This is a genomic window from Streptomyces sp. GbtcB7, assembly GCF_019091445.1.
GTDB classification, from domain to species: domain Bacteria; phylum Actinomycetota; class Actinomycetes; order Streptomycetales; family Streptomycetaceae; genus Streptomyces; species Streptomyces mirabilis.
In genome coordinates, this window is sequence record NZ_JAGXJM010000028.1 from 113,613 (window position 1) to 132,777 (window position 19,165).

General features: G+C 70.6%; 17 protein-coding genes and 1 pseudogene. 14 read left to right on the forward strand and 4 right to left on the reverse strand.

Going from position 1 to position 19,165, the window contains the following annotated elements; translation table 11 throughout:
• Positions 1 to 28 precede the first annotated feature (28 nt).
• The 4 genes and pseudogenes from idi to galE form a co-directional block, all read right to left on the reverse strand.
• On the reverse strand, positions 29 to 622 hold the full coding sequence (gene idi / locus KVT44_RS37575; RefSeq protein WP_054232743.1) for an isopentenyl-diphosphate Delta-isomerase: 594 nt from the start codon (positions 620 to 622) through the stop codon (positions 29 to 31).
• A gap of 375 nt (positions 623 to 997) precedes the next feature.
• Positions 998 to 1,750: pseudogene (locus tag KVT44_RS37580) on the reverse strand (class I SAM-dependent methyltransferase); the annotation flags it as partial.
• Between the two features lie 256 nt (positions 1,751 to 2,006).
• Positions 2,007 to 2,945: a cation diffusion facilitator family transporter gene (locus tag KVT44_RS37585; RefSeq protein WP_099919505.1), complete on the reverse strand. Its 939-nt coding sequence runs from the start codon at positions 2,943 to 2,945 to the stop codon at positions 2,007 to 2,009.
• A 128-nt stretch (positions 2,946 to 3,073) separates the two neighbouring features.
• On the reverse strand, positions 3,074 to 4,060 hold the full coding sequence (gene galE / locus KVT44_RS37590; protein ID WP_099919504.1) for a UDP-glucose 4-epimerase GalE: 987 nt from the start codon (positions 4,058 to 4,060) through the stop codon (positions 3,074 to 3,076).
• Positions 4,061 to 4,420: 360 nt separating this feature from the next.
• Between galE and KVT44_RS37595 the strand changes: the two genes are divergently transcribed.
• The 14 genes from KVT44_RS37595 (at position 4,421) to KVT44_RS37655 (ending at position 19,161) form a co-directional block, all read left to right on the forward strand.
• A complete protein-coding gene (locus KVT44_RS37595; RefSeq protein WP_217572040.1) occupies positions 4,421 to 6,214 on the forward strand; it encodes a DUF5941 domain-containing protein in 1,794 nt (597 codons plus the stop codon).
• A complete protein-coding gene (locus KVT44_RS37600) occupies positions 6,211 to 6,963 on the forward strand; it encodes a sugar phosphate nucleotidyltransferase (protein WP_190168309.1) in 753 nt (250 codons plus the stop codon). Before KVT44_RS37595 ends, KVT44_RS37600 begins: the two co-directional genes overlap by 4 nt.
• Positions 6,951 to 8,012: an iron-containing alcohol dehydrogenase family protein gene (locus tag KVT44_RS37605; RefSeq protein WP_217572002.1), complete on the forward strand. Its 1,062-nt coding sequence runs from the start codon at positions 6,951 to 6,953 to the stop codon at positions 8,010 to 8,012. The genes KVT44_RS37600 and KVT44_RS37605 overlap by 13 nt, the downstream gene beginning before the upstream one ends.
• On the forward strand, positions 7,990 to 8,769 hold the full coding sequence (locus KVT44_RS37610; RefSeq protein ID WP_075030359.1) for a CDP-alcohol phosphatidyltransferase family protein: 780 nt from the start codon (positions 7,990 to 7,992) through the stop codon (positions 8,767 to 8,769). The genes KVT44_RS37605 and KVT44_RS37610 overlap by 23 nt, the downstream gene beginning before the upstream one ends.
• Entirely contained in the window at positions 8,766 to 9,650 is an 885-nt protein-coding gene (locus KVT44_RS37615) for a glycosyltransferase family 2 protein (protein ID WP_190168310.1), read from the forward strand. The genes KVT44_RS37610 and KVT44_RS37615 overlap by 4 nt, the downstream gene beginning before the upstream one ends.
• 122 nt (positions 9,651 to 9,772) lie before the next feature.
• Positions 9,773 to 10,702, forward strand: a complete 930-nt coding sequence (locus KVT44_RS37620; RefSeq protein WP_099919500.1) for an ABC transporter permease — start codon at positions 9,773 to 9,775, stop codon at positions 10,700 to 10,702.
• Positions 10,695 to 11,468 carry an ABC transporter ATP-binding protein gene (locus tag KVT44_RS37625; protein ID WP_099919499.1) on the forward strand — a complete coding sequence of 258 codons (774 nt, stop codon included), beginning with the start codon at positions 10,695 to 10,697 and terminating at the stop codon, positions 11,466 to 11,468. The genes KVT44_RS37620 and KVT44_RS37625 overlap by 8 nt, the downstream gene beginning before the upstream one ends.
• 358 nt (positions 11,469 to 11,826) lie before the next feature.
• A complete protein-coding gene (gene hpnC / locus KVT44_RS37630) occupies positions 11,827 to 12,729 on the forward strand; it encodes a squalene synthase HpnC (protein WP_217572004.1) in 903 nt (300 codons plus the stop codon).
• Positions 12,726 to 13,676 (forward strand): presqualene diphosphate synthase HpnD, encoded by a 951-nt coding sequence (gene hpnD / locus KVT44_RS37635; protein WP_054232732.1) that lies wholly within the window; start codon positions 12,726 to 12,728, stop codon positions 13,674 to 13,676. Before hpnC ends, hpnD begins: the two co-directional genes overlap by 4 nt.
• Positions 13,677 to 13,684: 8 nt before the next feature.
• Entirely contained in the window at positions 13,685 to 13,816 is a 132-nt protein-coding gene (locus KVT44_RS61155) for a DUF6380 family protein (RefSeq protein ID WP_352047760.1), read from the forward strand.
• Positions 13,813 to 15,228 (forward strand): hydroxysqualene dehydroxylase HpnE, encoded by a 1,416-nt coding sequence (gene hpnE, locus KVT44_RS37640; RefSeq protein ID WP_217572006.1) that lies wholly within the window; start codon positions 13,813 to 13,815, stop codon positions 15,226 to 15,228. The genes KVT44_RS61155 and hpnE overlap by 4 nt, the downstream gene beginning before the upstream one ends.
• Entirely contained in the window at positions 15,228 to 16,355 is a 1,128-nt protein-coding gene (locus KVT44_RS37645) for a polyprenyl synthetase family protein (RefSeq protein WP_075030353.1), read from the forward strand. The genes hpnE and KVT44_RS37645 overlap by 1 nt, the downstream gene beginning before the upstream one ends.
• Before the next feature lie 140 nt (positions 16,356 to 16,495).
• On the forward strand, positions 16,496 to 18,520 hold the full coding sequence (gene shc, locus KVT44_RS37650) for a squalene--hopene cyclase (RefSeq protein ID WP_217572008.1): 2,025 nt from the start codon (positions 16,496 to 16,498) through the stop codon (positions 18,518 to 18,520).
• Entirely contained in the window at positions 18,520 to 19,161 is a 642-nt protein-coding gene (locus KVT44_RS37655) for a 1-hydroxy-2-methyl-2-butenyl 4-diphosphate reductase (protein ID WP_054232728.1), read from the forward strand. The genes shc and KVT44_RS37655 overlap by 1 nt, the downstream gene beginning before the upstream one ends.
• Positions 19,162 to 19,165: the final 4 nt, after the last annotated feature.

Genomic DNA, 19,165 nt, shown 5'->3' on the forward strand with positions numbered 1-19,165 from the left:
TCGGGGAGTTTTCGCGAGGACGGGCTCGTCACCAGCCGGCGGACGGGCCCGTCAGCTCCCTGATCGCCGGACGGGCCGCGTCCAGGACCGTCATGAACCATGCCGAGAAGGGGTCCTTCGCGTGCCGCTCCATGAGCTCGGCGGCGGTCACGAACGCGGTGTCCCCGACCTCCTCCGGATCGGGGTGCAGCGACGACTGCACCATGCCGACGAAGAGGTGGTTGTACTCCTGCTCCACCAGGCCCGACTCCGGGTCCGGGTGGTTGTAGCGGACCGTGCCCGCCTCCGCGAGCAGCGAGGGCGAGACGCCGAGCTCCTCGTACGTCCGCCGGGCCGCCGCCGCGAAGGGCGCCTCGGCGGGGTAGGGGTGGCCGCAGCAGGTGTTGGACCAGACACCGGGGGAGTGGTACTTGCCCAGGGCGCGCTGCTGGAGCAGCAGCCTGCCGTGCTCGTCGAAGAGGAACACGGAGAAGGCCCGGTGCAGCTGTCCCGGTGGCTGATGGGCGGCGAGCTTCTCCGCCGTGCCGATCGTGTTGCCGTCCTCGTCGACCAGCTCGAGCAAGATCGCTTCAACGGTGCCGTTCGACGAACTGTGCGTCGCGGTGGCAGGTGTGATCGGCATACCCATCCTTCGCATCGGTCTTCGAGCCCCAAGTCTGCCGTACGAAACCGGCACTCCCGGCACTTCGCGGCTCCCCGCATGTCCCGCTCCGGGAGCCCGGAGCGGGACACGCGGCCGACGTCCGTCGGTCACCGAAAGCGGCCGGACACTTGATCGTGCCCGGTGCCACGGACGGGGAACCGTCCAGGACAGGGGCCATCAGGTGTTCGCCCGGACCCCCGGAGCCGGTGCTCGTCCGGCCCGCCGAACCCGGGCCGGATGGCGTAGTCCGCGGCCGGTCCACCCCGGTGCGCGGCGCACCCGCCGTACGGCGACGGACGCAGGCGCCGACGCGGGCACCGGGCGGGACGGGACGCGTCAGGCGCCGACGGTGACCGGACGCAGGACATAGCCCACGTAGCCGTACTCCCTCCCGTGCTCGCGGCGCATGGCGATCTCCGCCCGGGCGCCCGCCACCGCCGCGGCCATGCCGGGCCTGGTGACATCGGCCACGTCGGCGTGGACGCCGAGCGCGTCGTAGTACTCGTCCCAGTCGGACTCCGGCTGGAGGTACACCCCCAGTACGGAGTACCCGGCGTCGCGCGCGACCCGGGTGTCCTGGTCGGTCGTGCGCAACGAGTCGTCCTCCCAGAACGCGCGGGCCTGGTCGGACGGCGTGTCGGTGGTCCACACGCACTGGGTGAGGACCAGCGTGCCGCCGGGGGCGAGCAGCCGCCGCCAGTGGCGCAGGGCGGTGTCGAAACCGATCAGATAGGCCGAGCCCTCGGCCCAGACCAGGTCGAACGAGCCGTCGGGGTGGGTGAGATCTCCCATGTCCCCGTTGACGGTGTCGATCGAGGCGGTGAGACCTCGGGCCTCGGCGGCCGTCCGCAGTTCGTCGAGGAACGGTTCGTGCAGGTCGACGGCCGTCACCTCGGCCGCGGCCTCGGCGGCCAGGAGCAGCGCCGAGCGGCCGGGGCCGCAGCCCAGGTCGAGCACGCGGGGACGGGCGGGCAGCGGGCCCGCGAGTGAGAGGAGGTGACGGGTGGTGGCGTCGGAGCCGGGGCCCTGCCGGGGCAGTCGGTGACGCAGGGTGAAGAAGGCCTCGTGGCGGGCGTCGCGGTCGGACGAGTCGTGATGCTCGGACAACGTGGGAAACCTTTGGTTGCGGGGGCCGGGCCGCCGCGCACGCCGCTCGGCGTGGGTCAGCCGTGGACCCGGAGGATGGGGACGCACCTGTCGCCGCACGCAGCGGCACCGAACGCGACAGTCATCAACCCACCTCTTCCTCGGATCGGCGGCCACGCTAGCACCGGAGCCGCCGACCGCACCCGCGAATTAAGAGCCCGCTGGATCCAGACCCTCTTGAGGGCCCGCTGGATCAAGAGCCTCCCGATGGAGCCTCTCAGTGGCAGAGCTTCGCCTCGTGCTCCGCGTGCCCGCTCGGTTCCAGCTGGAAGGTGCAGTGCTCCACGTCGAAGTGGTGGCCCAGACAGCCCTGGAGCTCGTGGAGCATCTTCTCGTGGCCGATGGCGTTCAGGACCTCGGAGCTGACGACCACATGGGCGGAGAGGACCGGCATGCCCGACGTGATGGTCCAGGCGTGCAGGTCGTGCACGTCCTCGACGCCGGGCAGGGCCAGGACGTGGGCGCGCACCTCCGCCATGTCGACGTTCTTGGGCGCCGCCTCCAGGAGCACGTCGAGCGTCTCGTGGAGCAGCTTCCAGGTGCGCGGGACGATCATGATGCTGATGAGGATCGAGGCGATCGGGTCGGCCGCCTGCCAGCCGGTGGTCATGATCACCACGGCGGAGATGATCACCGCCACCGAACCCAGTGCGTCCGCGACCACCTCCAGGAAGGCGCCGCGCACGTTCAGGCTGTCCTTCTGGCCGCGCATCAGCAGCGTGAGCGAGATCGTGTTCGCGACCAGACCGATCAGACCGAAGACGATGGTCAGACCGCCCTCGGTGTCCGCGGGTGTCACGAAGCGGTGGATCGCCTCGTACAGGACGTAGCCGCCGACACCGAGCAGCAGCAGACAGTTGGCGAGCGCGGCGAGGATCTCGGCCCGCGCGTAGCCGAACGTGCGGTTGCCGCTGGGCGGCCGGTTGGCGAAGTGGATCGCGAGGAGCGCCATGCCCAGCCCCACCGCGTCCGTCGCCATGTGCGCCGCGTCGGCGACGAGCGCGAGGGAATCGGCCATGAGTCCGCCGACGAGCTCGACCACCATCACGGTGAGCGTGATCGACAGCGCGACCCGCAGTCTCCCGCGGTACGCGGCTGCCGCCGTGCCGGTGGTGGGCGCGCCGTGGGCGTGCCCGTGATCGTGTCCAGCCCCCATGGAAGCCGCCTCCTGTGCTCTGCCCGGGATCACAGTGAACTACGGGTGGGGGGTATCGGGCAACGCGGCACTGAACACCGTTGTCATATGCTCTGACCTGCGGAAACGATCCGCAGGTCAGAGCATGGTCAAGATCGTTGATCCAGTGCCCCGGGGTGGTGCAGCACCCACCCCTGCCACGCCGACTCCACCATCTCCCGGACCCCGCGCCGCGCGTTCCAGTCGAGTTCCCGCGCGGCCAGGTCGGCCGAGGCGACCGCGCGCGGCGCGTCCCCTGGTCGGCGCGGCTCGACGACCGGTCGCCGGGTGTCCCCGCTGACCTCGCCGATCAGCGTGAGCAGTTCTCGTACCGAGACCCCTTCGCCGCGGCCGATGTTCGCCGTGAGGTCGCCCGTCGCGCCACCGGCCAGCCGCCGGGCCGCCGCGAGGTGCGCCTCGGCGAGGTCGGCGACGTGGATGTAGTCACGGACGCAGGTCCCGTCCGGCGTCGGGTAGTCGTCGCCGAAGATCCGCGGGGCCTCGTCGCGGGTGAGGCGGTCGAAGACCATCGGGATCACGTTGAACACGCCGGTGTCGGCCAGCTCGGGCGTGGCCGCACCCGCCACGTTGAAGTAGCGCAGGCACACGGTCGCGATGCCGTGGGCCCGGCCCGCCGCGCGGACCAGCCACTCCCCGGCGAGCTTCGTCTCGCCGTACGGGCTCATCGGCGCGCAGGGGGTGTCCTCCGTGATGAGGTCCACATCCGGGTTGCCGTAGACGGCGGCGGACGAGGAGAAGACGAAGCGCTCGACGCCGGCCCCGGCGACCGCCTCCAGGAGCGTCGCGAGCCCGCCCACGTTCTCCTGGTAGTAGCGCGTCGGCTGGGCCACGGACTCGCCGACCTGCTTGCGCGCGGCGAGATGCACCACACCCGTCACCGCGTGCTCCGCGAGGACCCGCTTGAGCAGGTCCCCGTCCAGCGACGAGCCCTGCACCAGTGGAATGCTCTCCGGGAGCCGGTTCGGAACCCCGGCCGAGAGGTCGTCGAGGGCGACGACGCGCTCCCCGGCCTCCGCCATCGCCCGCGCCACGTGTGCCCCGATGTATCCGGCCCCGCCAGTGATCAGCCATGTCATGGACGACCACCCTATGTCGGTCCGCCGCAGGTGGCGCCGCTGCCGGCCGCCGATCCGACCGCCCTGCCCCGCTACGGGAAGGTCTGGAGGGATGTCGTGATCAATGACGTGAATCATGCGTTCTGCGAGTGCGGGTTTGTGGCAGGGCCCCCGGATCACGGATGATGATCGCGGCGGAGGCGGTACGCAGATGTGCTTGATCGCGCAGTGAACGGGCGGTGAACGCCCGCTTCTCATCATCCGATAGCCTCTGCCGACATGCCGCCCAGCGGCCTGAGCCCCCTCGGGCCTGGGGCCGGGGCCTTCCCACCACGTACACGCCCGGCGCGAGGCCGCGTCGGCACCCAGGGAGTGAGTTCGCTGTCGACCGCCATCCTCACCGGCCAGCCGGTCCCCGGATCGTCGCTCGAGAGCGATCTGCGGTCGCTCGGCTTCGACGTGCGGCTCGCCGACGAAGCCGGTGACGCCGAGACACTGCTGGCCGCCGTACCGGCGGACCAGCGGGTCGCCGTCGTCGACGCCCGCTTCGTGGGGCACCTGCACGCACTGCGCCTCGGCCTCACGGACCCACGGTTCGCGGCCTCCGCGCTGCCCGGCGCCGTATCGGTACAGCCCGAGGCCCGCCGGGCCCTGATCCGTGCCGTGGCCCGTGAGAGCTCCGCCTCCGGCGGCCTCGCCGTCGCCACCGACAACCTCGCCGAGCGGCTCACCGCGGCCCTCGACGCGGACGGCGTCGCCGTGTTCCGCCCCGAACTCGGCACGCTCGTCGCCGCGGTCCCCACCGACCCGCAGGAGCGCAACGAGGCCCGGCAGGCCGTGTCCGCCGTGGACGACGAGGCCGTACGCCTGCGCAGCGCGGTCAAGGCCCGCGACGGCTTCTTCACCACGTACTGCATCAGCCCGTACTCGCGCTACATCGCCCGCTGGTGCGCCCGTCGCGGCCTGACCCCGAACCAGGTCACCACCGCCTCCCTGCTCACCGCGCTGATCGCCGCGGGCTGCGCCGCCACCGGCACCCGCGCCGGATTCGTCGCGGCCGGGCTGCTGCTCCTGTTCTCCTTCGTCCTGGACTGCACGGACGGGCAGCTCGCCCGCTACTCGCTCCAGTACTCGACGCTCGGCGCCTGGCTGGACGCGACCTTCGACCGCGCCAAGGAGTACGCCTACTACGCGGGCCTCGCCCTCGGAGCCGCCCGCGGCGGCGACGACGTATGGGCCCTGGCGCTCGGCGCGATGATCCTCCAGACCTGTCGGCACGTCGTGGACTTCTCCTTCAACGAGGCGAACCACGACGCCACCGCCAACACCAGCCCCACCGCCGCCCTCTCGGACAAGCTCGACAGCGTCGGCTGGACGGTCTGGGTGCGCCGGATGATAGTCCTGCCCATCGGCGAACGATGGGCGATGATCGCCGTCCTCACGGCGCTGACGACCCCCCGCATCACCTTCTACGCGCTGCTCGTCGGCTGCGCGTTCGCCGCGACGTACACCACCGCGGGCCGCGTACTGCGCTCGCTCACCCGCAAGGCCCGGCGCACGGACCGGGCGGCGCAGGCGCTGGCGGACCTCGCGGACAGCGGACCGCTCGTCGAACTGCTGGCGCGCCTCGCGCGCGGCACGGTCCGTGTCGCGGCGCCCGTCAGTGCCGCCCTCGGCGGCGTCCTCGTGGTGGCCTCGGCCCTGCTCTGGGGCGCGGGGTGGCAGAGCGTCCTGTGCGCCGTCGGCTATGTGCTCCTGTCCGCCCTCGCCGTCGTCCGCCCCCTCAAGGGCGCCCTCGACTGGCTGGTGCCCCCCTTCTTCCGCGCCGCCGAATACCTCACCGTTCTGGTACTGGCGGCCAAAGCCGATGTGAACGGAGCACTACCCGCGGCTTTCGGCCTGGTGGCCGCCGTCGCCTACCATCACTACGACACGGTGTACCGCATCCGCGGCAACGCCGGAGCCCCCCCGCACTGGCTGGTGCGGGCGATCGGCGGGCACGAAGGCAGGACGCTGCTGGTCACCGTCCTGGCCGCGCTGCTCACCGCCGCACAGTTCAAGGTCGCGCTCACGGCGCTCGCCGTGGCCGTGGCGCTGCTGGTGCTCGTGGAGAGCATCCGCTTCTGGGTGTCCTCCGGGGCCCCCGCCGTACACGATGAAGGAGAACCCGCATGATCGGCCTCGTGCTGGCGGCCGGCGCCGGACGGCGTCTGCGTCCCTACACCGACAGCCTCCCAAAGGCTCTCGTGCCGGTGGGCCCCGCGGGCATAGAGGACAGCATCACGGTCCTGGACCTGACCCTCGGCAACTTCGCCGAGATCGGTCTGACCGAGGTCGGGATCATCGTCGGCTACCGCAAGGAAGCCGTGTACGACCGCAAGGACGCCCTGGAGGCCAAGTACGGCCTCAAGATCACCCTCATCGACAACGACAAGGCCGAGGAGTGGAACAACGCCTACTCCCTGTGGTGCGGCCGTGACGCCCTCAAGGACGGTGTGATCCTCGCCAACGGCGACACCGTGCACCCGGTCTCCGTCGAGAAGACGCTGCTGGCCGCCCGCGGCGACGGCAAGCGGATCATCCTCGCCCTCGACACGGTGAAGAAGCTCGCCGACGAGGAGATGAAGGTCGTCGTCGACCCCGACAAGGGCGTCCGGAAGATCACCAAGCTGATGGAGCCCGCCGAGGCCACCGGCGAGTACATCGGCGTCACCCTCATCGAGGGCGACGCCGCCGCCGACCTGACCGACGCCCTGAAGACGGTGTGGGAGACGGACCCGCAGCAGTTCTACGAGCACGGCTACCAGGAGCTCGTCAACCGCGGCTTCAAGATCGACGTGGCACCGATCGGTGACGTCAAGTGGGTCGAGATCGACAACCACGACGACCTCGCCAAGGGACGGGAGATCGCGTGCCAGTACTGACGAGGCTCATCCCCTCCCCGGTCGTCGTCGACATCCGCCCGGGTGCCCTGGACGACCTGGCGAGCGTGCTCTCCGACCAGCGGATCTCGCACTCCGGGAAGCTGGCCGTCGCCGTGAGCAACGGCTCCGGCGCGAAGCTGCGCGAGCGGATCGCCCCGGCCCTGCCCGGCGCCACCTGGTACGAGGTCGGCGGCGGCACCCTCGACGACGCGATCCGGCTGGCCGGTGCCATCAAGGCCGGCCACTACGACGCGGTCGTGGGCCTGGGCGGCGGCAAGATCATCGACTGCGCGAAGTTCGCCGCGGCGCGCGTCGGCCTCCCGCTGGTCGCCGTGCCCACCAACCTCGCGCACGACGGCCTGTGCTCGCCCGTCGCGACCCTCGACAACGACGCGGGCCGCGGCTCCTACGGTGTGCCGAACCCGATCGCGGTCGTCATCGACCTCGATGTGATCCGCGAGGCACCGGCGCGCTTCGTGCGGGCCGGCATCGGCGACGCGATCTCCAACATCAACTCGATCGCGGACTGGGAACTCTCCAACCGCGTCAACGGCGAGAAGATCGACGGCCTCGCCTCCGCGATGGCCCGCCAGGCCGGCGAGGCGGTGCTCCGGCACCCGGGCGGCATCGGGGACAACGGCTTCCTCCAGGTGCTGGCCGAGGCGCTGGTCCTCACCGGCATCGCGATGTCGATCTCGGGCGACTCACGGCCCGCCTCGGGCTCCTGCCACGAGATCAACCACGCCTTCGACCTCCTCTTCCCCAAGCGCGCGGCCAGCCACGGCGAGCAGTGCGGCCTGGGCGCGGCCTTCGCGATGTACCTGCGGGGGGCGCACGAGGAGTCGGCGTACACGGCCGAGGTGCTGCGCCGGCACGGGCTGCCGGTGCTGCCCGAGGAGATCGGGTTCACCGTGGACGAGTTCGTACAGGTCGTGGAGTTCGCTCCGCAGACCCGGCCGGGCCGGTACACGATCCTCGAACACCTCGACCTGAAACCCAACCAGATCAAGGACATCTACTCCGACTATGCCAAGGCCATCAGTAGCTGAACTCCGCCCCGTCGTTCATCCCGCAGGGGTGAAGGACCGGCGCAGCGGTGAGCATTGGGCGGGACGCCTGTACATGCGAGAGATCTCGCTGCGCTGCGACCGCTACCTGGTGAACACCAGGATCACGCCCAACCAGCTCACGTACCTGATGACTGTCTTCGGCGTGCTCGCCGCCCCGGCCCTGCTGGTGCCGGGGATCCCCGGCGCCGTGCTCGGCGTGCTCATGGTCCAGCTCTATCTGCTGCTCGACTGTGTCGACGGTGAGATAGCGCGCTGGAAGAAGCAGTTCTCGCTCGGCGGGGTCTACCTGGACCGGGTCGGTGCCTATCTGACCGACGCCGCGGTGCTCGTGGGCTTCGGCCTGCGCGCCGCCGATCCCTGGGGTTCCGGGCGGATCGACTGGCTCTGGGCCTTCCTCGGCACCCTGGCGGCCCTCGGCGCGATCCTGATCAAGGCCGAGACCGACCTCGTCGGCGTCGCCCGCCACCAGGGCGGCCTGCCACCGGTCAAGGAGTCGGCGTCCGAGCCGCGCTCGTCCGGCATGGCGCTGGCCCGCAGGGCCGCCGCCGCGCTGAAGTTCCACCGGCTGGTCCTCGGCATCGAGGCGTCGCTGCTGATCCTGGTGCTGGCCATCGTGGACTCGGTGCGCGGAGACCTGTTCTTCACCCGCCTCGGCGTCGCGGTCCTGGCCGGCATCGCCATCCTCCAGACCGTGCTGCACCTCGTGTCCATCCTCGCCTCCAGCAGGCTGAAGTGAGTACGGCGATGAAGGTCGGCGCGGTCATCATCACCATGGGCAACCGCCCCGACGAACTCCGAGCCCTGCTGGACTCCGTCGCCAAGCAGGACGGCGACCGGGTCGAGGTGGTCGTGGTCGGCAACGGCTCGCCCGTCCCGGACGTCCCCGACGGCGTACGCACGGTCGAGCTGCCCGAGAACCTCGGCATACCCGGCGGCCGCAACGTGGGCATCGAGGCCTTCGGCCCCGGTGGCACGGACGTCGACATCCTGCTCTTCCTCGACGACGACGGCCTCCTCGCCACCCACGACACCGCCGAGCTGTGCCGCCGGGCCTTCGCCGCCGACCGCGAGCTCGGCATCATCAGCTTCCGGATCGCGGACCCCGAGACCAAGGAGACCCAGCGCCGCCACGTACCGCGGCTGCGCGCCTCCGACCCGATGCGCTCCTCGCGCGTGACCACCTTCCTCGGCGGCGCCAACGCGGTCCGTACGAAGGTCTTCGCCGAGGTCGGCGGACTTCCGGACGAGTTCTTCTACGCCCACGAGGAAACCGACCTGGCATGGCGGGCCCTCGACGCGGGCTGGATGATCGACTACCGGTCCGACATGGTGCTGTACCACCCCACGACCGCCCCTTCGCGGCACGCGGTCTACCACCGCATGGTGGCCCGCAACCGCGTCTGGCTCGCGCGCCGAAACCTTCCCGCGCCGCTCGTCCCCGTCTACCTCGGCGTCTGGATGCTCCTGACCCTGGCCCGCCGCCCCTCGGGACCTGCCCTGAAGGCGTGGTTCGGCGGTTTCAAGGAGGGCTGGACCAGTTCCTGCGGGCCCCGGCGTCCCATGAAGTGGCGTACGGTGTGGCGGCTGACCCGCCTCGGTCGTCCTCCTGTCATCTGACAAGCGGCTACGCCATCTGACAAGCTCGTTCCCGGGAGCACGTTCGCCGTACTCCGGTGTCCCGTGCTCTCAGCCCCTGCCCGACCAGGCCGTGCGCATCATGAAGACGAAAGTTTCCATTTGTGAGTGAGACAACGCATGACGGAGCTGTCGCGGTGAGCGACCGTCCGTCCCCCGATGACGGGCTCTCCGCGGCCGATATCGCCGCCAAGTACGGGCTCGCGGTGAGCGGCGCCCGGCCCGGACTCGTCGAGTACGTGCGTCAGCTGTGGGGGCGGCGTCACTTCATCCTCGCCTTCTCGCAGGCGAAACTCACCGCGCAGTACAGCCAGGCCAAGCTCGGCCAGCTGTGGCAGGTGGCGACGCCGCTGCTGAACGCGGCCGTGTACTACTTCATCTTCGGCGTGATCCTCAAGGCCAGCCGGGGCATGTCGCACGACACCTACATCCCGTTCCTCGTGACCGGTGTGTTCGTCTTCACGTTCACCCAGAGCTCGATCATGGCGGGCGTCCGAGCGATCTCGGGCAACCTGGGGCTGGTGCGCGCGCTGCACTTCCCGCGCGCCTCGCTGCCCATCTCCTTCGCGCTCCAGCAGCTCCAGCAGCTGCTGTTCTCGATGATCGTGCTGTTCGTCGTGGTGATCGGTTTCGGCAGCGCGCCGGGTCTGTCCTGGCTGCTGATCGTCCCGGTGCTGGTGCTGCAGTTCCTCTTCAACACCGGCCTCGCGCTGATCGTGGCGCGCATGGGCGCCAAGACTCCGGACCTCGCCCAGCTGATGCCGTTCATCCTGCGCACCTGGATGTACACCTCGGGCGTCATGTTCTCCATCAGCAACATGCTCGTCGGACGGCCCGAGTGGTTCATCCGCGCGCTCCAGGTGAACCCGGCCGCGATCTACATGGACCTGATGCGCTTCGCCCTCATCGACGGCTACGGCGCTTCGAACCTGCCGCCCCATGTCTGGGTCATCGCCACCTTCTGGGCCGTGGTCGTCGCCGCCGGCGGGTTCGTGTACTTCTGGAAGGCGGAAGAGAGGTACGGCCGTGGCTGAGCAGACTTCCCACATCCCGACCGTGATCGCGGACGAGCTGCACATCGTCTACCGCGTGAACGGCGCCAAGACCGGCAAGGGCAGCGCCACCGCCGCCCTCAGCCGCATCATCAAGCGCGGCGAGGAGCGGGGCGTACGCAAGGTGCACGCCGTCAAGGGCGTCTCCTTCACGGCCTACCGCGGCGAGGCCATCGGCCTGATCGGCTCCAACGGCTCCGGCAAGTCCACGCTCCTGCGTGCCATCGCCGGTCTGCTGCCCGCCGAGAAGGGCAAGGTCTACACCGACGGCCAGCCCTCGCTGCTCGGCGTGAACGCCGCCCTGATGAACGACCTCACGGGCGAACGCAACGTCATATTGGGCGGGCTCGCGATGGGCATGTCCCGCGAGCAGATCAGGGAGCGCTACCAGGAGATCGTCGACTTCTCGGGCATCAACGAGAAGGGCGACTTCATCACCCTGCCGATGCGCACCTACTCCTCCGGCATGGCGGCGCGGCTGCGGTTCTCCATCGCGGCCGCCAAGGACCACGACGTCCTCATGATCGACGAGGCCCTCGCCACCGGAGACCGCTCCTTCCAGAAGCGCTCCGAGCAGCGGATCCGCGAGCTGCGCAAGAGCGCGGGCACGGTGTTTCTGGTCAGCCACAACAACAAGTCGATCCGCGACACCTGCGACCGCGTGCTCTGGCTGGAGCGCGGTGAGCTGCGGATGGACGGTCCGACCGAAGAGGTCCTCAAGGAGTACGAGAAGTTCACGGGCAAGTAGTCCGTAACGCCCAGGGCCCCGCCGCAACGATTCGGCGGGGCCCTGCGTCTGCAAAGGAAACGCCAACTCCTGCTGGCCTTAGGAATCTTGACACCAATCGGTGTGTTGTTGTGATGTGCAGGACACCCCGACGAACCTTGCCGCGTTGTACAACGTAAGCTGTACCGGTGCTGAATCGCGGCAAGTGGGGCGATACTGCGCGACACCCGGCACCGGCGCGCCGCGCGGAGTCCCGGGCGGCGTGTCCGAAAAGGGCACTATTGGGTCGGCAGTGTAGAACGGGAGATGTGACGGCAATGGCTACGGAAACTCTCCAGCTCCGCGACGCGTGTGCCGTCCCCGCGCCGGGCGGCGAGCGGTGACCCAAGCCGGTACGGCGCGCACTGGTGAGACGGAGCGCGGAACGCTCGACAAGGCCGCGGGCGAGAACTTCCCCGTGGCACCCTTCTTCCTGCCCCAGGCCTGGCGCGACGACCTGATGGCTGTCTACGGCTTCGCCCGCCTCGTCGACGACATCGGCGACGGCGACCTCGCCCCGGGCGGCGCGGACGCCAGGCTGCTCGGCGTGTCGCCCGAAGAGGCCGAGGACCGTCTCGTACTCCTGGACGCCTTCGAGGCCGACCTGCACCGCGTGTTCGACTCGACGCCGCACCACCCGCTGCTGCGCCGCCTGCAGCCCACGGTCCGCCGCGCGGACCTCACCCCCGAACCCTTCCTCGGGCTGATCGCGGCCAACCGTCAGGACCAGCTGATCAAGCGCTACGAGACCTATGACGACCTCGTGGCCTACTGCGAGCTGTCCGCCAACCCCGTCGGCCGCCTGGTGCTGTCCGTCACCGGCACCTCCACGCCCGAGCGGATCCGCCGCTCGGACGCGGTGTGCACGGCGCTGCAGATCGTCGAGCACCTCCAGGACGTCGCCGAGGACCTCGGCCGCGACCGCATCTACCTGCCGGCCGAGGACATGAAGCGCTTCCATGTCCAGGAGGCGGATCTCGCCACGGCCACAGCGGGCGCATCGGTGCGCGCGCTGGTTGCATACGAAGCAGAACGCGCGCTCCACCTCCTGAATGAAGGCACCCCCCTCGTGGGTAGCGTCCACGGCAGGTTGAAGCTGCTGCTCGCGGGGTTCGTGGCAGGGGGAAGGGCGGCGATCCGCGCGATCGCCGCCGCCGAATACGACGTACTTCCCGGCCCGCCCAAGCCCGGCAAGCTCCAGTTGCTGCGCGAGGTGGGAGTGACTCTGCGAGGAGAGGGGTGATCCGGACCGTGGAGTCGGAACAACACGTGTCCGCACCGGTACTCGCCGCTTACAGCTACTGCGAGGCAGTGACCGGTCAGCAGGCTCGTAATTTCGCCTATGGCATCAGACTTCTGCCGACGCCCAAGCGTCGTGCGATGTCGGCGCTCTACGCGTTCTCACGGCGTGTCGACGACATCGGCGACGGCGCGCTGGCAACGGATGTGAAGGCGGCGCGGCTCGAGGACACCCGGGCTCTACTCGCCCGGATCCGCGAGGGCCGGGTCGACGAGGACGACACCGACCCGGTCGCGGTCGCCCTCAGCCACACCGCCGCGTACTTCCCGGTGCCGCTGGGCGGCCTCGACGAACTCATCGACGGCGTCCTGATGGACGTACGCGGTGAGACGTACGAGACCTGGGACGACCTGAAGGTGTACTGCCGGTGCGTGGCCGGTGCGATCGGGCGGCTCTCGCTCGGCGTGTTCGGTACGGAACCGGGGGCGCGCGGCGCCGAGCGCGCGCCGGAGTATGCGGACACGCTCGGGCTCGCGCTCCAGCTCACCAACATCCTGCGGGACGTACGGGAGGACGCCGCGGGCGGGCGTACCTATCTGCCCGCCGACGACCTCGCGAAGTTCGGCTGCTCGGCCGGGTTCAACGGCCCGACCCCGCCCGAGGGCTCCGACTTCGCGGGCCTCGTCCACTTCGAAGTGCGACGGGCCCGCACCCTTTTCGCCGAGGGCTACCGGCTGCTGCCCATGCTCGACCGGCGCAGCGGCGCCTGTGTCGCGGCCATGGCCGGCATCTACCGGCGGCTCCTCGACCGCATCGAGCGCGAGCCGGAGGCCGTGCTGCGCGGCCGCGTCTCGCTGCCGGGGCGTGAGAAGGCGTACGTCGCCGTGCGCGGCCTCTCCGGTCTGGACGCCCGGCATGTCTCCCGGCGTACCGTCAGGAGGCGTACCTGATGGACAATATGGGCCAAGGTGATTCCATCGGCGAAAAGCGGCACGCAACCCTCCGGCACCGGGTGGCGTCCCTGACTGCGATGGCCTGCCGTGCACCGTTCAATCACCGCGGCACGGCCGCTGGGGAGGGTGCACGATGAGCGAGGACACGCAGCCCACGGGGGCTTCGGGCCGCCCGGAAGGGGCTGCCGCCGTAGTGGTCGGCGGCGGGCTGGCCGGAATCACCGCCGCGCTCGCACTGGCCGACGCCGGGGTGCGTGTCACCCTGCTCGAAGGCCGGCCGCGGCTCGGCGGGCTCGCCTTCTCCTTCCAGCGCGGCGAACTCACCGTGGACAACGGACAGCATGTGTATCTGCGCTGCTGCACCGCCTACCGCTGGTTCCTCGACCGCATCGACGGGGCCTCGCTCGCGCCCCTGCAGGATCGTCTCGACGTGCCCGTTCTCGACGCCGAGGCGAAACCCGGGCGGCGGCTCGGCAGAATCGGCCGCAGCGCGCTGCCCGTACCTCTGCATCTCGCGCGCAGCCTGGCGACCTATCAGCATCTGTCGCTCGCCGAGCGCGCCAAGGTCGGCCGTGCCGCACTGGCGCTCAAAGCGCTCGATCTCGACGATCCGGCCCTCGACGACCAGAACTTCGGCCAATGGCTCGCCGAACACGGTCAGTCGGAGCGTGCCGTCGAGGCACTGTGGGACCTGGTGGGGGTCGCCACCCTCAACGCGGTGGCCGGCGACTCCTCGCTCGGGCTCGCCGCGATGGTGTTCAAGACCGGTCTGCTGTCCGACCCGGGCGCGGCCGACATCGGCTGGGCACGCGTCCCGCTGGGCGAACTGCACGACACCCTGGCCCGCAAGGCGCTCGACTCCGCGGGCGTGCGTACCGAAGTCCGTACACGCGTCACCTCCATCTCCCTTAACGAGAACGGGCGTTGGAGCGTTCAGGTTCCCGGCGAGACGCTCGACGCGGACACCGTCGTCCTCGCCGTACCCCAGCGCGAGGCCCACGATCTGCTGCCCGAGGGAGCGCTCGAAGCCCCCGAACGGCTGCTGGAGATCGGCACCGCGCCGATCCTCAACGTCCATGTCGTCTACGACCGGAAGGTGCTCGCGCGACCGTTCTTCGCCGCCCTCGGCTCCCCGATGCAGTGGGTCTTCGACCGTACGGACGCGTCCGGACTGCGGGAAGGGCAGTACCTCGCCCTGTCGCAGTCGGCCGCCCAGGACGAGATCGACGAACCCGTCGCCGTCCTGCGCGAGCGCTATCTGCCGGAGCTGGAGCGGCTGCTGCCCACCGCGCGCGGCGCGGAGGTCAAGGACTTCTTCGTGACCAGGGAGCGCACCGCGACGTTCGCCCCCACCCCAGGCGTCGGGCGGCTGCGGCCCGGCGCTCGCACCAGAGCCCCCGGCCTGTATCTGGCCGGCGCGTGGACCGCCACAGGGTGGCCCGCGACCATGGAGAGTGCGGTCCGCAGCGGCGTGGGTGCGGCGGGAGCCGCGCTGAGCGCCCTGGGCCGGCCCCGCGACCACCTCCTCGCGTTCGAGGAGGCGGCCTGATGCTCGACGAGCGCGCGGCAGACCCCCGCACCCCCGGTACCGCAACAAGAGGAGAGACTGTGCCCACTGTGCCCCCGGCCGACAAGGCTGCCGACGCGGTGGACGTGACCGCGCTCCTGGAGCGCGGCCGGACCCTGGCCACACCGGTGCTGAAGGCGGCTGTCGACCGCCTGGCGTCGCCCATGGACACCGTCGCCGCCTACCACTTCGGCTGGATCGACGCCCAGGGCAACCCCGCGGACGGCGACGGCGGCAAGGCCGTACGCCCCGCGCTGGCCGTGCTGTCCGCGCAGGCCGCCGGTGCCGCCCCCGAGGTCGGCGTGCCCGGCGCGGTCGCGGTCGAGCTGGTGCACAACTTCTCCCTGCTGCACGACGACCTGATGGACGGCGACGAACAGCGCCGCCATCGCGACACCGTCTGGAAGGTGCACGGCCCCGCCCAGGCGATCCTCGTCGGCGACGCGCTGTTCGCGCTGGCCAACGAGATCCTCCTCGAACTCGGCACCGTCGAGGCCGGCCGCGCCACCCGCCGGCTGACCAGCGCCACCCGCGCCCTCATCGACGGCCAGGCCCAGGACATCTCCTACGAGCACCGCGACCGCGTCAGCGTCGAGGAGTGCCTGGAGATGGAGGGCAACAAGACGGGCGCCCTGCTCGCCTGTGCCTGCTCCATCGGCGCGGTCCTCGGCGGCGCGGACGACCGCACCGCGGACACGCTGGAGAAGTACGGCTACCACCTCGGCCTGGCCTTCCAGGCCGTCGACGACCTCCTCGGCATCTGGGGCGACCCGGAGGCCACCGGCAAGCAGACCTGGAGCGATCTGCGCCAGCGCAAGAAGTCCCTGCCGGTCGTGGCGGCGCTCGCCGCGGGCGGGCCCGCCTCGGAGCGGCTCGGCGAACTGCTCGCCGAGGACGCCAAGGCCAGCGACTTCGAGAACTTCTCCGAGGAGGAGTTCGCCGTGCGCGCCGCGCTCATCGAGGAGGCGGGCGGCCGCGAGTGGACCGCCCAGGAGGCACGCCGCCAGCACACCATCGCCATCGAAGCCCTGGGCGCCGTGGAGATGCCCGACCAGGTGCGGGCCCAGCTCGTGGCGCTCGCCGACTTCGTCGTCGTACGGAAGAGATGATCACTATCGGTCGAATAAACCTCGCGTAGTCGCCGGCCGGTGCCTCCCCCAAGCTCTCAACAGGGTGGGACCCCCATGACACAGACGCACCGGCCGACGGCGGACCCAGCAGAGTCGTACCACTGCACGAAGGGGAAGCCATGACAGCGACGACCGACGGAAGCACCGGGGCACTGCCGCCCCGCGCTGCCGCGGCCAGCGAAATCCACCCAGAGACGACTCCCGTGGCGGCCGGGACAGTCGAGACCCGAGACGTCGCCACGCACGCCATACAGCGCGCCACCGATTTCCTGCTCTCACGGCAGGACGCGGAGGGCTGGTGGAAGGGCGACCTCGAGACGAACGTCACGATGGACGCCGAGGACCTGCTCCTCCGTCAGTTCTTGGGAATCCGCGACGAGACGACCACACGCGCCGCCGGACTGTTCATCCGCGGCGAGCAGCGCGAGGACGGCACCTGGGCCACCTTCTACGGCGGCCCAGGCGAACTCTCCACCACCATCGAGGCGTACGTCGCCCTGCGGCTGGCCGGGGACGGCCCGGACGAGCCGCACATGGCGAGGGCGGCCGCCTGGATCCGCGAGCGGGGCGGCATCGCCTCGGCCCGCGTCTTCACCCGGATCTGGCTCGCCCTGTTCGGCTGGTGGAAGTGGGACGACCTGCCCGAACTCCCGCCGGAACTCATCTACTTCCCGAAGTGGATGCCGCTCAACATCTACGACTTCGGCTGCTGGGCGCGGCAGACGATCGTGCCGCTGACCATCGTCTCGGCGAAGCGCCCGGTGCGGCCCGCGCCGTTCCCGCTCGACGAGCTGCACACCGACGCCCACGACCCCAACCCGGTCAAACCCCTCGCTCCCGCGGCGAGTTGGGACGGGGTCTTCCAGCGTCTCGACAAGGCCCTGCACCAGTACCGCAAGGTCGTCCCGCGCAGGCTGCGCCGGGCCGCGATGAACACGGCGGCGCGCTGGATCATCGAACGGCAGGAGAACGACGGCTGCTGGGGCGGCATCCAGCCACCCGCGGTGTACTCGGTCATCGCGCTCCATCTGCTCGGCTACGACCTCCAACACCCCGTGATGCGTGAGGGGTTGGCGTCGCTGGACCGGTTCGCCGTCTGGCGCGAGGACGGCGCCCGGATGATCGAGGCCTGTCAGTCACCGGTCTGGGACACCTGCCTCGCCACCATCGCGCTCGCCGACGCGGGCCTGCCCGCCGACCATCCGCAGCTGGTGAAGGCCGCGGACTGGATGCTCGGCGAGGAGATCGTGCGGCCCGGGGACTGGGCGGTGAAGCGGCCCCACCTTCCGCCCGGGGGTTGGGCCTTCGAGTTCCACAACGACAACTACCCCGACATCGACGACACCGCGGAGGTCGCCCTCGCGCTGCGCCGCGTCCGCCACCACGACCCGGAGCGCGTCGAGCACGCCATCGGGCGCGGGGTGCGCTGGAACCTCGGTATGCAGTCCAAGGACGGCGGCTGGGGCGCCTTCGACGTCGACAACACCAGCGCCTTCCCCAACCGGCTCCCGTTCTGCGACTTCGGGGAGGTCATCGACCCGCCGTCCGCCGACGTCACCGCCCACGTGGTGGAGATGCTCGCGGTCGAGGGGCTCTCGCACGACCCGCGCACCCGCCGGGGCATCGAGTGGCTGCTCGCCCACCAGGAACCGGACGGCTCGTGGTTCGGGCGCTGGGGCGTCAACTACGTCTACGGAACGGGGTCGGTGCTCCCGGCGCTCGTGGCCGCCGGACTGCCCGCCTCGCATCCGGCGATCCGCCGGGCCGTCGCCTGGCTGGAAACCGTCCAGAACGACGACGGCGGCTGGGGCGAGGACCTGCGCTCCTACCACGAGGTCGCCGAGTGGAGCGGACGGGGCGCCTCGACCGCCTCCCAGACCGGCTGGGCGCTGCTCGCCCTGCTGGCCGCGGGGGAGCGGGACTCCAAGGCGGTGGAACGCGGGATCGCCTGGCTCGCGGAGACCCAGCTGGCGGACGGCTCCTGGGACGAGCCGTACTTCACCGGCACCGGGTTCCCGTGGGACTTCTCGATCAACTACCACCTCTACCGGCAGGTCTTCCCGCTCACCGCGCTCGGCCGCTATGTCCACGGCGAACCGAGCTTCGTCCACGGCGAGTCGTTCGCCGAGGTCAAGGGGGGTTGATGAGCACAAAGCCCGATCCGGCCCCGCTGCTGATCGCCTGCGCGCTCGGCATCGAGCACCTCGCCCTGCGCAGCGGTGACCGCACCGGGGCCGACGGGCCCGTCACCGTGCTGCGCACCGGCATGGGGCCCAAGGCCGCCGAACGCTCGCTCACCCGGATCCTGGCCGACCCGGCGCTGAGCGAGGCCGCCGTCCTGGCCACGGGTTTCTGCGCGGGGCTCGCCCCGGGCATGCACCCCGGTGACCTGGTGGTGGCAGAGGAGACCCGGGACCCACGCGGCAGCACCCCGTGCGTGGGCACCGAACTGCTCGTCAAGGAACTCGTGCGCACCGTGCCCGGGCGCACCGTCCACACCGGGCCACTCACCGGCTCCGATCACGTCGTCCGAGGTCACGAGCGGTCGGAGCTGCTCGCGACCGGCGCGATCGCGGTCGACATGGAATCCGCGGCCACGCTCCACAGCGCCGTGCGGGCGGGCGTGCGCCCGGTTGCGGCCGTACGGGTGGTCGTGGACGCTCCAGAACATGAACTCGTCCGAATCGGCACAGTACGCGGTGGAATATCAGCTTTCCGTGTTCTTCGTGCCGTCCTTCCCGCTTTCTTTGAATGGCACCGTTCTTTGTTGCTCCCCCGGAGGTGAGCCA

Bases quoted from the DNA above. Each gene is read 5' to 3' on its own strand.
- idi (WP_054232743.1), bottom strand. From the start codon at position 622: ATGCCGATCACACCTGCCACCGCGACGCACAGTTCGTCGAACGGCACC.
- KVT44_RS37585 (WP_099919505.1), bottom strand. From the start codon at position 2,945: ATGGGGGCTGGACACGATCACGGGCACGCCCACGGCGCGCCCACCACC.
- galE (WP_099919504.1), bottom strand. From the start codon at position 4,060: ATGACATGGCTGATCACTGGCGGGGCCGGATACATCGGGGCACACGTG.
- KVT44_RS37600 (WP_190168309.1), top strand. From the start codon at position 6,211: ATGATCGGCCTCGTGCTGGCGGCCGGCGCCGGACGGCGTCTGCGTCCC.
- KVT44_RS37610 (WP_075030359.1), top strand. From the start codon at position 7,990: ATGCCAAGGCCATCAGTAGCTGAACTCCGCCCCGTCGTTCATCCCGCA.
- KVT44_RS61155 (WP_352047760.1), top strand. From the start codon at position 13,685: ATGGGCCAAGGTGATTCCATCGGCGAAAAGCGGCACGCAACCCTCCGG.
- hpnE (WP_217572006.1), top strand. From the start codon at position 13,813: ATGAGCGAGGACACGCAGCCCACGGGGGCTTCGGGCCGCCCGGAAGGG.
- KVT44_RS37645 (WP_075030353.1), top strand. From the start codon at position 15,228: ATGCTCGACGAGCGCGCGGCAGACCCCCGCACCCCCGGTACCGCAACA.
- shc (WP_217572008.1), top strand. From the start codon at position 16,496: ATGACAGCGACGACCGACGGAAGCACCGGGGCACTGCCGCCCCGCGCT.
- KVT44_RS37655 (WP_054232728.1), top strand. From the start codon at position 18,520: ATGAGCACAAAGCCCGATCCGGCCCCGCTGCTGATCGCCTGCGCGCTC.